A 13,736-nucleotide genomic window follows, 5' to 3' on the forward strand; every position below is an offset into this window, starting at 1 on the left:
GTTAGGCCAACATCCTTCCAGCCTCGCGATCAAGCAGAACGATGACGCGGGCATGTGTTTGGAGCAAGGAAGCAGGAACGCTGGTCGTAATCGGCCCAGTTAAAGCTTCCTTGACTATTTGCGCTTTGTCGGCGCCGCGAACGACCAACAATAGCGTGTTTGCTTTGAGAATGGAGCCTACGCCCATCGTAATCGCATATTCAGGAACTTCATCCATGGAAGCGAAGAAGCGGGCATTGGCTTCGCGGGTTTCTTCTTTCAGCTTTACAGCATGCGTGCCCCCCGACAACTGAACGTCGGGTTCATTGAAGCCTATATGGCCATTATGCCCAAGGCCAAGCAGCTGAATATCGACAGGCTGAGCTTCAAGCATCGCATCGTAACGCGCGGATTCCTCATGCATGTCAGCCGCCATACCGTTAGGCAGGTGAGCATTTTGGGCAGGCATATCGATATGGGAGAATAAGTGCTTGTTCATGTAATGCGCATAGCTTTGTTCATTTTCAGGCGCTATGCCGACGTATTCATCCAGATTGAAGGAGGTTACGTTCTTGAAGCTGACTTTATCGTTTTTGTGGGACTCTACTATTTTGTCATAAATGCCGATAGGTGTCGATCCAGTTGCGAGTCCAAGCACGGCGTTAGGTTTTTCGTTAACGAGATTTATAAAAAGCTGAGCTGCATAAGTGTCAAGTTCCTCTTGCGTTTGAAAAACGATCATTTCCATGTGAATGCCCCCTCGGTGATTTCATTATCTTTATTTTATAGGAAAATTGACGAATTAACAATATAAAATGATTGTAAACATCATATTTATGATTGTAAAAATCATTTATCGAAGAAGGACAACTTATGGGTAAATCTCTAATAGTATTCATAATAGGAGCTTAGCATCGTGTAGCGGAGTTTCCATTTACAGCCTTAAAAGCTGAATGTATAATGTGTGTATAATATTTGTATAAGGTGAGGTGAAGCTTTGGACAAAGGTAAACGAGTTATTGTCATCGGCGCAGGACCAGGCGGGTTAGCCTCGGCCATGCTCTTATGTGCTCAAGGCTATCAGGTCACCCTATTAGAGAAGCAATCCTACGTTGGCGGAAGAACATCTGCGCTAAAGCAGGCAGGCTTTACATTTGACCGAGGCCCTACTTTTCTGATGATGCCGCAACTGCTGGAAGAGCTATTCCAAACAGCAGGACGGTGGCTTCACGATTACATAAAGCTTATTGAATTAAATCCGCTTTACCGGCTGCAGTTCGGCGATACGAGGCTGGAGCTGTCGACCGACAGAGAGAAGACGGCCGCAGAGATTGATCGCGTCTTCCCGGGGGAATCTAAGGGATACCTTGCGTTTTTGCAGCAAGAAGGCGAAAAGTTCGAGCGGGTTATGCCCTTGCTCCAGCGCCCCTTTGCCAAGCTGGCGGATTATATGCGCATGGACACCTTACGCGCATTGCCCAAGCTGCATTTGAATGAGCATGTTTATGGGAGGTTATCGCGTTACTTTAAAGATGAGAGGCTGCGTTACGCCTTTGCTTTCCAGTCCAAATATTTAGGGATGTCGCCTTGGAATTGTCCGGGCACCTTCACTATTCTTTCTTATATCGAGCATGCTTTCGGGCTCTGGCATCCGATTGGCGGGGTGAACCGGGTGTGCGAGGCGATGGCTGAAGTCATTCGGGAGTACAACGGGGATATTCGGCTCGAGACGGGAGCAAAGCAGGTTTTGACGAAGCAGCGCAAAGCAGTTGGCGTTTTGCTGGAGAACGGAGAGACCTTGGAGGCGGACCATGTCATCATCAATGCGGATTTCGGAACGGCGATTACCAGCCTATTTCAGCCGGAGCAGCTAAAGAAGTGGAAGCCGGGAAAATTGGAGAAGCTGAAATGGTCGATTTCAACTTATATGCTTTATCTCGGAATAGACCGCAAAGTGAATATGCCGCACCATACGGTTATGTTTGCGGATGATTATAGTCAAAACCTGAAGGAAATGGTCCAAGGAAAGGTAAGCGCGGATGCGTCCGTATATGTACATAATCCAAGCGCCATTGATCCGACAATGGCGCCGCAGGGGAAATCGGCGCTTTATATACTCGTGCCTGTCCCTAATCTAGACGGTGATACGGATTGGTCGCTGCCAGAGACGCTTGATGCGATGCGGTCGCGGGTTCTTGAGCGGCTTGAGCGAGAGCCGGAGCTGCAGGGCTTAAGCAGCTGGATTGAAGCAGAAAAAACCATCTCGCCGCTTGATTGGGAGCAATCGATGTTCGTGTATAAGGGAGCAGCCTTCAATATGGCCCATTCGCTTGACCAGATGATGATGCTTCGGCCGCATAATCGATTCGAGGATGTGGCGAACTGCTATTTGGTCGGCGGAGGGACGCACCCGGGGAGCGGTCTTCCGACTATTTTCGAATCGGCACGGATCAGTGTCAATCTGCTGCTTGAGCAGGACGGAAGGTCGCTGCCAGCCAGGCAGCCGGCGAGTCAGGAATATCGCAAGGAGGCAACGGCATGGAGGTAGCTATTATCGGCGGCGGGCTAGGCGGAATGGTAAGCGCGCTATTGCTTGCCCGAAAAGGGATAAAGGTAACTTTATTTGAACGGCAGGAAAGACTAGGGGGAAGACTCGCGTTCGAGGAGGATCAGCGCTATCGAATCGATCGGGGGCCTACGATCGTATTACTGCCGGAAATGCTGCAGGGAATTGCTAGAGAAGCCGGCATAGGCGACGATGAATATGAGCTTATTCGCTGTGATCCGATGTATCGCTTCCACTATCCTGACGGGACGCAGCTAACGAAATGGACGGATACGGATCGGATGTCGGAAGAATTGGATACGGTCTCCGATAGCGATAGCCGGGCTTTCCGCAGGTACATGCAGGATATGGATCCAGTGTTTCATGAAGGCAGGGAGCTGTTCCTGGAGAAAACATTTTTACAGCGCAGGACCTTTTTCTCTTGGCGGAATATGAGGCTGCTGGCTAAGCTGCGCGTGTACCTTAATGTCCGCCAGATGGCGGAAAGCTATTTCGGAGATAGACGGGTCATAGACGCTTTTTCTTTGCAGACGCTTTATGTTGGCGGACTGCCTTCCGGGTCCCCTTCTCTATATACGTTTATTCCTTATGCGGAGCACGCGTTCGGCATCTGGTATATGAAGGGAGGGTATGCGAGCTTTGCCGATGTGCTGGAGAGGGCGCTGTATCGGGAGAACGTTCGCGTGTATAAAGGCGCGCAAGGCGCTGTCAGGCAAATCACAGTATCCGATGGCACCGTGCAAGGGTTGCTGCTCGAGGACGGTACAAAACATCATTTTGACAGCGTGATCTATAACGGGGATTTCCCTCATTTGGCCGGCATGCTCCAAGGCGTCCGGGAGCCGATCAAGCAGCGCGCGTTTACGCCTTCCTCAGGCTGCGTGCTTGCGTATATCGGAGCAAATAAGCAGTGGGAAAAAGGGAGAGAGAGAACGACGCATCAATTTATGATGCCGGAATCCTTTCAAGAGAGCCTGCGTACAATAGCGGCTAACAAGAAATTGCCCGGAGCTGATGAACAGTTGCCGGCCTACTACATCTTTAACCCATGCGAAATCGATGAGGACGCGGCTCCTCCCGGTGAAACCGTACTTTATATGCTCATTCCGGCGCCGATTCCGGTGGAGCCGCATACGAATTATGATTGGAAGACGGAAAGCGAGCAGTTGGTTGAGCGCGTACTCGCCGACGCGGATAAGAAGCTGTTCCCGGGGCTAGTGGATGCCATCGTATGGAAGAAGATAAGGACGCCGCAAGATGGCGCCAATGAAGGGTGGTACAGGGGTGGGAGCTTCGGTATTGCCCCGACTTGGTCGCAGTCAGGCGCCTTTCGCCCCCAATACGCGCCTTATGACATTAAAGGATTATACAGCGTAGGCGCTTCTGTCCATCCCGGCGGCGGCGTTCCGATCGTAATGCAGGGAGCAAAAATGCTCGTTAATCATTTGGCAGAGGAGTGGGCAGCTTGGAAAGCCAACTGAATATGAACCTTAAAGCTTGCGAGGCAATGATACGCGAGGGCTCCACTACGTTTTACAAAGCATTTGGATTTCTGGACAGCCCGCGGAAGGAAGCCGTTTACGTCATATATGCATTTTGCCGGATGATTGATAATGCCGTTGATGAGCCGGACCGTTCACCGTACACGCTGGATGAGCTGGAGCAGCAATTCAAACAGCTTGAAGCGGCGGAAGGGCATTTCATATGGCCGGCGCTGCGGTGGCTGTTCGCAACGTTTCCAATAACGAAAGGGCCGTTCGTTAGGCAAATAGAAGGACAGCGGCTGGATCATCACCTGACGCATTACGATACACTCGAACAATTGGAAACCTACAGCTATTTCGTTGCGGGGACGGTTGGCGAGATGCTTCTGCCGATTCTGCATGACGCGCCGGATGAGAAGGTAACCGCCTCCGGGATATGGCTGGGCAAAGCGATGCAAATCGTGAATATCGTGCGTGACGTTGGCGAGGATCAAGGAAAAGGGCGAAGATACGTACCGCTGGAGCTGCTCGAAAAGCATGGCTATTCAGAGCAAATGTGGCAGGAAGGCATGATAAACGATGCGTGGCGAAACGTCATTATGGAGCTGATCGCGCTTGCCCAGAAATGGTTTATGAAAGGTTTAGCCGATATTAGCCTGTATCCCCGAACGAGCAGCTTCTGCGTGGAGCTGTCCGCACGCATGTACGAAGCCATTCTGGACGATGTCGTCGCTCATGACTTCGACGTATATAACAGAAGAGCTTTTGTTCCCAAGCTCAATAAGGTGTCCATTATGACTTTATTGAGGCTGCAGCATGGGATGAACGCTTTGCAGCTTAAAGTAAAAACGAGCAGCGCCGTCTCATGAAGGCAGCCCGTTATGTATTCTGGTGCTGGCTGGCTATCGGCTTAACGTTGATGCTATTTTTTGAAGTGCCTGAAGCGCTTGGTTTCAGCAATGGTCTCTTTCTCATATTTTTTGCCATTTACGCGTTCTTCTTAGAGCAAGAATCTTTGGGTGGCTTCAATAAGGCAGCACTAGCGAGGGCATTATTTGTTGGTGCTTTCACGTTCGTACTCGAATGGGTCGGCACGGAAACGGGCTGGCCCTTTGGCCGTTATGAGTACACCGAAACATTAAGGTTCTGGGATGGAGGCGTACCGCTTGCGATAGGCTTCGCTTGGATCGGGGTCATGTCCAGCGGCGTCTTGCTTTCCACCGGGTCGTCGAAGCTGACTCGGGCCATTCAAGTCGGTGCATTCGCTCTCCTATTTGATTTAGTCCTCGATCCTGTTGCTTTTGCCCAGCAGTTCTGGCTGTGGAGCGAGGCTGGCTCGTTCGGCCAGTATTACGGCGTTCCCTTGCAAAATTTCGCGGCTTGGTTTATGACGGCGGCGCTTCTGTCCATGCTATACCCTCTACCAAAGAAACAAAAACGTCTCAGTTATTTCTTGCATAATGAGGCCGTTCGGCTGTATCAAGGGATGCATGCCATGTTCGGACTGTTAGCCTGCAAGCAAGGCCTTTGGGGTCCGTTTATTCTGGCAGCCATTGTTGTCGCAGCACTGGAAGGAGGACTTTGGCTTGATCGAAGCAAACAAAAGCAGAGGGTTTGACCGAATATTCCGTCGGTACAATGAAGGGTATTTGCTGCGCAAGCATTTTCACTTTGTGGGCTTTAGGGGGGAGCTTGATCCTTGTCCGAGCGAGGGCGTGCTCTACGTGATGAATCACAGCTCATGGTGGGATGGCTTGCTCGCCTATCAGCTGTTCCGGTCCCGTTCCGAGGGAGACCATTACGTGATGATGGATGAGAAACAGCTTCGTCATTTTCGGTTTTTTCGGAAGTTGGGTGCTTATTCCATCGATAAAATAACGCCTCAGGCCATGATTCCCTCGCTGCGCTATACACGCAAGCTGCTGCAAGCTGGCAAGCGGGTATGGATGTTCCCGCAAGGAGACATCGAGCATTTGGAGCAGCGGCCGATTGCGCTTAAGGATGGTGCCGCGCATGTTTTGAGGCAAAGCCCGGATACGGCGGTCATTCCGGTAACGGTCTACTATTCGCTCTTTCACCATCAGAAAGCGGAGGCGACGATGCAAGCGGGTAAGCCGATTCGGCTTGACTGGAAGCGAATGGAGAAACGGGAGATTACGGAGCTGCTGGCTAAGGCGCTGGAAGCACAGTTGGATGAGCATAAGGCGGCCATGGTAAATGGACATGCCATGGATATGATCGGATATGAACGCATAGCGAAGCCGGGAAGCTCCACGAGTCAGGCTTTTACTTCATTCAAGAGGAGGATGACGGCATGGAAATCATTCTTTGGACGATAACGGCACTGCTTTTGCTGCAGTTATCGTTCGCATGGTGGAACATCCGGCAGCTTCCAGCTTTTGGCCAGCTTGGCAGTCCCATAACGAGCGGACCGAACGGTCGAGAAACGGCTGGAGCAGGAGGCGGCATTTCGCTTTCGATTCTGATTCCGGCACGAAACGAGCAGCATAACATCATCGCTTGCCTGCAATCGATTCAGCAATGTTTAGTAGAAGACGGAGCTGGCGGGCAGCTGGAAATCATCGTGCTGGATGACCGTTCCGAGGATGAAACGGCATGTATGGTGGAGCGTTTCAGCAAGGAGGACCCCCGTTTCCGAATCGCTTACGGGGCTGAGCCTCCTGCCGGCTGGGTGGGAAAAGCATTTGCCTGTCACCAGCTTGCACAGCTTGGCAGGGGAGAATGGCTGCTTTTCGTCGATGCGGATGCGAGGCTGCTTCCTGGGGCGATCCTCTCTGCAAAGCAAGCGATTGCCGGGAGAAAGACCGGTATGATTACAGGGTTTCCGCTTCAGCAAACCGGCAGCTGGCTGGAGAAGCTTGTGGTGCCCATGATGGGATTCACCATCGCCTGCCATCTGCCGATCAAGCTTGTCTCTGCTACATCCGATCCCCGCTTCTCCGCCGCGCATGGGGCATGGATTGCCATCAGCAGGCAATCGTATGATGCAGCCGGCGGCCATGAAGCGAGTAGAGGAAATCTCGTTGATGACGTTGCGCTCATGCGTGCGGTTAAGCGGGTAGGGCATCCCGTTATTTTGGCGGATGTCAGGCAGCAGGTGACGATGCGGATGTACCACAACGCGCCAGAGGTATGGAACGGCTACAAGAAAAATATTTACGCCGGGGTTGGCAGAAGCGGGCTGCTGCTGTTCGCTGTGCTCGCAAGCTATGGACTGCTGTATGTACTTCCTTTTGGACTCCTGTTATCCTCGTTTCTCCTTCCCTCGTTATTTCTACCGTCTTTAGCTGCTTATTTAATGGGCGCCGCGGTCAAGGCGACGGCTGACCGTATTCAGGGGCAGTCGGTTCTGCTCGCTTTGTTTATCCCTTTCTCCGTTTGCGCAACGATTGCGATCGGAAGCGCTTCTTGGCTGTCTGCCAAATGGGGGGCCGGTTATGAATGGAAGGGGAGATCTTACCAATGAATCTAGCTGCGCCTAAAAAGGTGATTATCATTGGAGCAGGATTAGGAGGTTTATCCGCTGCCATCCGGCTGGCCCATGCCGGCTTTCAGGTACTTGTGCTTGAGCAGCAGGAGACCATAGGGGGAAAGCTTCAGCGTGTAACGGCCGAGGGTTATCGGTTTGACCGGGGGCCAAGTACGATTACGCTGCCGCATCTGTTCGCGAAAGTGTTTGAATCAGCAGGGAAACGCATGGAGGATTACGTTACCATCGAGAGGCTGGAGCAAGCGACCCGCAATGTGTTCGCCGATGGATCTGTCGTTGACCTAAAGGGATCGGCTGCCGATATTGCGGATCAGATCGCTGCTTACAGTCCCGAGGATGCGCGGTCATACGGAGCATTCTGCGAAGAAGCGGCCCGTTTGTATCGCTTGTCGGATGAGCGGTTTCTCAATCGCTTGCTGCTTGGCCAAAAGGATAAGCTGGACCCTCGATTAGCGGCAGGCTTCCTGCAGGTCAAGCCGCTTACTTCGCTGCATAAGCTGCTAAGACGGTATTTCCGCCATCCGAATACGCTTGCGATGCTGGGCAGATACGCGACCTATGTTGGCGCATCACCGTATGCTTCGCCCGCCATATTCGCAATGCTTGCTCATGTCGAGAGCGAGCTAGGCATTTATAGCGTCAAGGGCGGCACTTACGCGCTTGCCGAAGCCTTTGCCAAGCTGGCAAAAGAGCTCGGAGTTTCCATTCAAACCAGCACTCGGGTGAAAGAATTAATCATCAAAGCAGGCAGCTGCGCAGGCGTACGAACAGAGCATGGCGATATCGTATCTGATCTCGTGCTTGCAAACGGCGATGCATTAACCATCTACCGAGAGCTCGTGCCGGCAGAGCATCGTCCGTCCTTCTCCGATGCTAGAATCGACCGTTACGAGCCGTCCTTGTCTGGTTTTGTACAGCTGATCGGAATAAAGCGGATCTATGGCCAGCTCCTCCATCATACGGTTTTTTATCCGGCGCGCTATGAGGAAGAGTTTACTGATATTTTCAAAGCGCTTAAGCCGCCAAGAAACCCGGCTATCTACATATGCAATGCTGCGTTGTCTGATAAAAACGCCGCTCCAGAGGGTGCAAGCAGCCTATTCGTGCTGGTGAATGCGCCATATGTGTCAAAGTCATGGAGCTGGGAGCGAGAAACAGAAAATTATGCTATGCTAGTACGAGATCGTCTTGCTGGATTTGGTTTGGATTTCTTGGAGCAGGCAGACGTAACCATTACGTATACGCCGGAACAGCTTATGCGCGACACATCTGCGCACCGCGGTTCTATATACGGCATTTCCTCTAACGGTGCCAAGCAGACCTTTTTCCGTCCGGGCAACCGCGCTGCCGATATTAAGGGGCTTTGGTTTACGGGCGGGACAACGCATCCGGGAGGCGGGACGCCAATCGTGGCGCTTTGCGGTCAGCTTGTCGCCGAGGAGCTAATCAAACAGTATAAGATATAAAATGATAGAGAAGCGGAATGTGAGCGGCAATGCCATAGCATAGCTGCCCGTTTGCGCTTGGGAGGTACGAGCATGTCAGTTGATCAGCAAGCAGCAACCGCGAAGCGAAAAGGAGAGCATATACGAATTTGCCTGCAGGAGCAGGTAAACAGCGTAGGCATCGAGACGGGGCTGGAGCGGTACCGATTTAAGCACAATGCGCTTCCGGAACTTTCCTTCGGCGAGATTAGTTTGGAAACAGAGTGGTTTGGTAAGCGGGTTGGCGCGCCGCTTCTCGTAAGCTCCATGACTGGAGGCACTGACGAGGCCGGAGCGATTAATCGCCGCTTGGCGATCGTTGCAGAGGAGCGGGGCTGGGCAATCGGGCTTGGCTCGATGCGGGCAGCCATCGAAAACGAAGAGCTGGCCAGCTCCTTTTCGATTCGCCGGGACGCGCCATCCGTGCCGGTCATTGCGAATATTGGCGCCGTACAATTCAACTATGGATTCGGCGTGGAATCATGCCGCAGAGCGGTAGATATTGCGGAGGCTGACGCGCTCGTCCTTCATCTCAACAGCATGCAGGAGGTATTTCAGCCCGAGGGAGATACCGATTTCCGCAGGCTGCTGCCCGCCATTGAACAGGTATGCAAATCGCTGCATGTTCCGGTAGGGGTGAAAGAGGTTGGCTGGGGCATTGACGCGGACACGGCGGAAGCGCTTGCCAATGTCGGGGTTTCCTTTATCGATGCTGCCGGAGCGGGCGGCACCTCATGGAGCCAGGTCGAGAAATTCCGCTCCAGCGACGAGCTGCGGAGACAGGCAGCGGAGTCGTTTGCCGATTGGGGCATTCCGACTGCCGAGAGCGTGATAGAAATCCGCGACCGGCTGCCGAACGCGGTCATTATTGCCAGCGGCGGCTTGCGTACCGGGGTTGACGCAGCCAAAGCCATCGCGCTTGGCGCCGATCTTGCGGGATACGGACGCGTCCTGCTTCCCCAAGCGGCCAACGACAGCAGCATCCTATCGCAGGAGCAGCTTCGCCAGCAGTTCGAGCGGATTGAGTTCGAGCTGCGAACAGCGATGTTCGGCATTGGAGCAGGAACGATTAAGGAACTGAAGGAAACGAAGAGGCTGCTCCGCAAATCATAAACTGCTTCTAAGCAAAGTGCCGCTAGGGAAACTCCCAAGCGGCACTTTGCTTATTTAATAAGACCAGTGCCCTCAATTCGGATATCGGCATTTACTTTAAACGCAATATTCGGGTAAATGGATTTCCATTGCTTCCATACGTCTTTGCCAGGGTGGTTTGCGCGGTAGCGCAGGCCAAAGCCGATAGGATCGACGTTGGCTTTTTGGATTTTTTTAAGCAGGGCCATACAGGATTTGGCATATTCCTGATTGAGGCTGATCTCAATCGGTCGCCACTGCTCGTCATAAAGCCCCTTCGGCGCTTCCTCAAACACAACCCTCATTTTAATATTCATCGTTATGGTATCTTCGCCATTTTGTTTCCCGATGCGGAAGTTCGAGTGGATTTCGGTTATGGCGACGACGAGGTCCATCCCTTCGAACATGCCGTGCATCGAAGATTTGGTGAAATCATTGGCAAGCTGATTATAAAGCTGCGATTCGGAAGACGATAAAACCAGTTTTACTCTTTTTTTGTTGAGAAGAGCGGTACGGTTGATTATGAAGCTTTCTTTATTGTCTTTATAGATAACAGGCATCAAGGGATCAAGCCCTCTCTCGGAGGCGCGTCTTGAGAAATCGGATACAGATTCCACATAGGTGTAGGAGGATTCCGTTCCGTCTGCCCCAAAGCTTAGAAATAACGTGTTGCCTGGATAGCGCTCTGACAAGGGCTGCACCTGCAGCAGGGATTCTGCGTCAGGCTTGCCGATTGCAATGTCAGCGACGCTTTGGATATCCCTTCTTCTGGACATCCACTGCAGTAAGTTCTGATAGTCTGTTCGTGCAAGCTTCTCGCCGATGAGAAACACTTTGCAGTGACCGAAATCAAGCTCTTTATCAACGTATGCCTTCAGCATGCGGACGCCTTCCGCAATGCTTTGAGAATCAATCGTTTCGATTTGCGTTTTGGAAGCGCCAGGTTCAATTTTAGGTGAAGGCACGGCAAGTTGGAGCGTGAGCCGGTAAGGCTTCTTCTCGTTATCCGACTGGTCTATTCCGAGGGCAACGACGAAGAAGCGCTTGTCGATATCCTTAAAGCCGCAGCCGCCGAGCAGGCTGACCGCAAACAACGCCAGAAAGATCCGGATGAATAGTCTCACGCGGTTTTTGCCCCCTTTCTGCTTAAAACGAATACCCAGACCACGATAAAGAATTCAACGAACAAACGAACGATAAGCCAATAGGAAGTGACCATCATATTGATTTTTTCGTTCGTCATGACGAGATAGAGCACGCTAAGCAGGGCAAAGATCCCGACAATGACATAGTTGGCTACAGGCGTTTTGGGACTGTCGATTTCAGGCTTATAGCTTGGGAAGCAGCTCTTGACGAACTCCATCGCTTGATGCCAGCCTGACATCGTATATACGAGTGTCAGATTCAAATAGACAATTAGGAATAGAAACAACACACGTTCGATAAAACCGTATTGCATCAGCAGCGAGTCAGCTGTTAGGCTCCACACATATATGTACTGTCCTACGCCTTCTGTACCGTGAAAGCCGATCGGAACAAAAAAAGTGATCAGCAGGATCAGGGCACCGAAGAGCGGGTAGACAAACCGGAATTTAAAGCGAAAATTAGGCGGGAACAGCCGATTGAACAGCGACAAATTAATGTAACCCGTAAAAATAAACGATGCTGCCGCTATGCAGGTTAAGGTAGGCATCGCGGTTACGTAATTGGCTACGATATGGATGGCATCCCAATTAAGCTGCGTACTGCGCACCGCTTTAAACAATACAAAAAGGATGACAGGCGCATTGATGATCAGCCCAATCTCAACGACAAACATGACCGACAGCGTCGACCGGGTAGCCGCATAGCCGCAGGCAAGGACTAGCATAATCAGAATGACGATCGAATTGGCATCGGGATTAAAGAAGCGGTTGATTAGCACCGCATAGGCTACGACTACGACGGTCGTCGCGAACCACCACATGATCGCGAAAAAAAACATCAAGATCGAGACAAGCCATTTGGGACTATACAGCTTTAAGATTTCAGGCAGCCCTTTGCCTGGGAACCGGGCCATGGCGCTTGTATACAGGTAAACCAGAATCGTGCCGATTAGAATGCCGATGACAATCGAAGATACGGCACCTGTATAGCGGTATTGAATTAAGATGTGGGGAACATAAAGCATCAGGTTGATAAAGCTGACAAGAATAAAATTATAAAAAACATAGCGGTTCATTTGATTTTCACCTGCCCGACATCACCTTCCAAAGGTCTTAATTTTCCGAAAATACGCATGTATGGTTTTCCGAAGCTTCTCAGGTTGCATAGATAGGCAATATAAACGAACAAGCCGACCGCGACGCCGGAAATACCGAAAAATATGGAAATGCAGATGAGCGGATATTTCAAGAAACGTATGGCAAACGAAAGTGAATTGACGGGAATGACGAAGTTAGAGATTGCCACAACGGATGTCACAATGATCATGATGCTGCTTACCAAACCCGCTTGCTGGGCTGCTTGTCCGAGAATAAGCCCGCCAACGGTCGTCGCTGTCGAGCCTATGTAGCGCGGCAAGCGAATGCTCGCTTCAATAAGCGTTTCGATCATAAAAAGCATAATAAACACTTCAATAAACGATGGGTAGGGGACAGCGGAGCGGCTTCCCGCAATCGAGAAAGCGAGCTGCACGCGAAACAGCTCCGGGTTGTAGGATACAACCGAGATATAGAGCGCTGGCAGCGTAATCGTCAATACGATAGAAGTGTACCTAAGGAAGATGAGGAACCGTGTCATCCAATAAGCGTCGTAATCATCTTCCATCGCATGCATGAAATCGAAAAAGGTAGCCGGCAAAATAATCGCAAACATATTTCCTTTGAGCAAGATAATGATTTTCCCTTTGGAAAGGGCTTTGGTAATCCGGTCAGGACGCTCCGTAATAAGGATGGTCGGGAACAAATGCTTGCGTTTCCCGACGAGCAGTTTCTCCAATTCGCCTGCCGCATGCAGCATTTCCACGTTGATCGTCGTGAGCTTCGTGCGAACGCTATCGAGTACCGTAGGATCTACGCGCCTTTGATCGAATAAAGCAAATACCGGCGTTTTGGACAAAGAACCGATCGTATGCTCCTCTACGGACAAATCTGCTGAAGGGTACATGCTCCGGATGAGATTCAGCGAGATGTTCACGTCTTCGCTTAGAGCGAGCTGAGGACCCTGAATTGCGCTCTCAACCTGCGTTTGCGGGTTTTCGATACTGATGATGCGGGAAGCTTCAAAGGAATAAATAATGCCGTCGGCTTCTATAAGTACGTTTCCTCTTAACATAAGATCCTGCCATTTGGCGACATCGTCGACCTTGCGGTAATCGGGATTCGTTTTGAGCTGGCTTTCGAAAGGATAGAAATCCTTGGTGAAAGGGACGATGATGAAATCATTGATTTTGTTTTCCTCGCAAAGCGGTGCAATATATGCGATTTCAATCGTCATTTCGTTGTTGTGCAGAACCTCGAGCTTGATGTCTACGGCTTCAGCGAACAACAAACGGATACGTTCGTTCATGGGTAGATCCTCCTTCCTTGCATGCTGTTTGA

General features: G+C 51.2%; 12 protein-coding genes. 8 read left to right on the forward strand and 4 right to left on the reverse strand.

Going from position 1 to position 13,736, the window contains the following annotated elements:
* Position 1 precedes the first annotated feature (1 nt).
* Complete coding sequence (gene nagB / locus AC0YN3_RS12560; RefSeq protein WP_475775384.1) at positions 2-727, reverse strand: glucosamine-6-phosphate deaminase; 726 nt, start codon at positions 725-727, stop codon at positions 2-4.
* Positions 728-976: 249 nt separating this feature from the next.
* Between nagB and AC0YN3_RS12565 the strand changes: the two genes are divergently transcribed.
* From AC0YN3_RS12565 to fni, 8 genes are all read left to right on the forward strand, one after another.
* Positions 977-2,527 carry a phytoene desaturase family protein gene (locus AC0YN3_RS12565; RefSeq protein ID WP_475775385.1) on the forward strand — a complete coding sequence of 517 codons (1,551 nt, stop codon included), beginning with the start codon at positions 977-979 and terminating at the stop codon, positions 2,525-2,527.
* Positions 2,518-4,026, forward strand: a complete 1,509-nt coding sequence (locus AC0YN3_RS12570; protein ID WP_475775386.1) for a phytoene desaturase family protein — start codon at positions 2,518-2,520, stop codon at positions 4,024-4,026. The genes AC0YN3_RS12565 and AC0YN3_RS12570 overlap by 10 nt, the downstream gene beginning before the upstream one ends.
* Complete coding sequence (locus tag AC0YN3_RS12575) at positions 4,011-4,898, forward strand: phytoene/squalene synthase family protein (RefSeq protein ID WP_475775387.1); 888 nt, start codon at positions 4,011-4,013, stop codon at positions 4,896-4,898. The genes AC0YN3_RS12570 and AC0YN3_RS12575 overlap by 16 nt, the downstream gene beginning before the upstream one ends.
* Positions 4,895-5,647, forward strand: coding sequence for a carotenoid biosynthesis protein (locus tag AC0YN3_RS12580; protein ID WP_475775388.1), 753 nt, complete (start codon positions 4,895-4,897; stop codon positions 5,645-5,647). Before AC0YN3_RS12575 ends, AC0YN3_RS12580 begins: the two co-directional genes overlap by 4 nt.
* A complete protein-coding gene (locus AC0YN3_RS12585) occupies positions 5,616-6,368 on the forward strand; it encodes a lysophospholipid acyltransferase family protein (protein ID WP_475775389.1) in 753 nt (250 codons plus the stop codon). The genes AC0YN3_RS12580 and AC0YN3_RS12585 overlap by 32 nt, the downstream gene beginning before the upstream one ends.
* Positions 6,344-7,516, forward strand: a complete 1,173-nt coding sequence (locus tag AC0YN3_RS12590) for a glycosyltransferase family 2 protein (protein WP_475775390.1) — start codon at positions 6,344-6,346, stop codon at positions 7,514-7,516. Before AC0YN3_RS12585 ends, AC0YN3_RS12590 begins: the two co-directional genes overlap by 25 nt.
* Positions 7,513-9,006 carry a phytoene desaturase family protein gene (locus tag AC0YN3_RS12595; RefSeq protein ID WP_475775391.1) on the forward strand — a complete coding sequence of 498 codons (1,494 nt, stop codon included), beginning with the start codon at positions 7,513-7,515 and terminating at the stop codon, positions 9,004-9,006. Before AC0YN3_RS12590 ends, AC0YN3_RS12595 begins: the two co-directional genes overlap by 4 nt.
* Positions 9,007-9,078: 72 nt before the next feature.
* Positions 9,079-10,137, forward strand: a complete 1,059-nt coding sequence (fni, locus tag AC0YN3_RS12600) for a type 2 isopentenyl-diphosphate Delta-isomerase (protein WP_475775392.1) — start codon at positions 9,079-9,081, stop codon at positions 10,135-10,137.
* Positions 10,138-10,187: 50 nt separating this feature from the next.
* Here the strand turns inward: fni and AC0YN3_RS12605 are convergent, their stop codons facing one another.
* From AC0YN3_RS12605 to AC0YN3_RS12615, 3 genes are read right to left on the reverse strand one after another with little or no spacing between them, the layout of a single operon-like run.
* Complete coding sequence (locus AC0YN3_RS12605; protein WP_475775393.1) at positions 10,188-11,279, reverse strand: Ger(x)C family spore germination protein; 1,092 nt, start codon at positions 11,277-11,279, stop codon at positions 10,188-10,190.
* Positions 11,276-12,376: a GerAB/ArcD/ProY family transporter gene (locus AC0YN3_RS12610; protein ID WP_475775394.1), complete on the reverse strand. Its 1,101-nt coding sequence runs from the start codon at positions 12,374-12,376 to the stop codon at positions 11,276-11,278. Before AC0YN3_RS12610 ends, AC0YN3_RS12605 begins: the two co-directional genes overlap by 4 nt.
* The gene (locus tag AC0YN3_RS12615) at positions 12,373-13,704 is read right to left on the reverse strand and encodes a spore germination protein (RefSeq protein ID WP_475775395.1); all 1,332 of its coding nucleotides are present in this window, start codon (positions 13,702-13,704) and stop codon (positions 12,373-12,375) included. Before AC0YN3_RS12615 ends, AC0YN3_RS12610 begins: the two co-directional genes overlap by 4 nt.
* Positions 13,705-13,736: the final 32 nt, after the last annotated feature.

It is taken from the genome of Paenibacillus sp. J22R232 (assembly GCF_056269165.1).

What these genes read in the sequence shown, in the direction of transcription:
- nagB (WP_475775384.1), bottom strand. Translation starts at nt 727, where the DNA reads ATGGAAATGATCGTTTTTCAAACGCAAGAGGAACTTGACACTTATGCA.
- AC0YN3_RS12570 (WP_475775386.1), top strand. Translation starts at nt 2,518, where the DNA reads ATGGAGGTAGCTATTATCGGCGGCGGGCTAGGCGGAATGGTAAGCGCG.
- AC0YN3_RS12580 (WP_475775388.1), top strand. Translation starts at nt 4,895, where the DNA reads ATGAAGGCAGCCCGTTATGTATTCTGGTGCTGGCTGGCTATCGGCTTA.
- AC0YN3_RS12590 (WP_475775390.1), top strand. Translation starts at nt 6,344, where the DNA reads ATGGAAATCATTCTTTGGACGATAACGGCACTGCTTTTGCTGCAGTTA.
- AC0YN3_RS12595 (WP_475775391.1), top strand. Translation starts at nt 7,513, where the DNA reads ATGAATCTAGCTGCGCCTAAAAAGGTGATTATCATTGGAGCAGGATTA.
- fni (WP_475775392.1), top strand. Translation starts at nt 9,079, where the DNA reads ATGTCAGTTGATCAGCAAGCAGCAACCGCGAAGCGAAAAGGAGAGCAT.
- AC0YN3_RS12610 (WP_475775394.1), bottom strand. Translation starts at nt 12,376, where the DNA reads ATGAACCGCTATGTTTTTTATAATTTTATTCTTGTCAGCTTTATCAAC.
- AC0YN3_RS12615 (WP_475775395.1), bottom strand. Translation starts at nt 13,704, where the DNA reads ATGAACGAACGTATCCGTTTGTTGTTCGCTGAAGCCGTAGACATCAAG.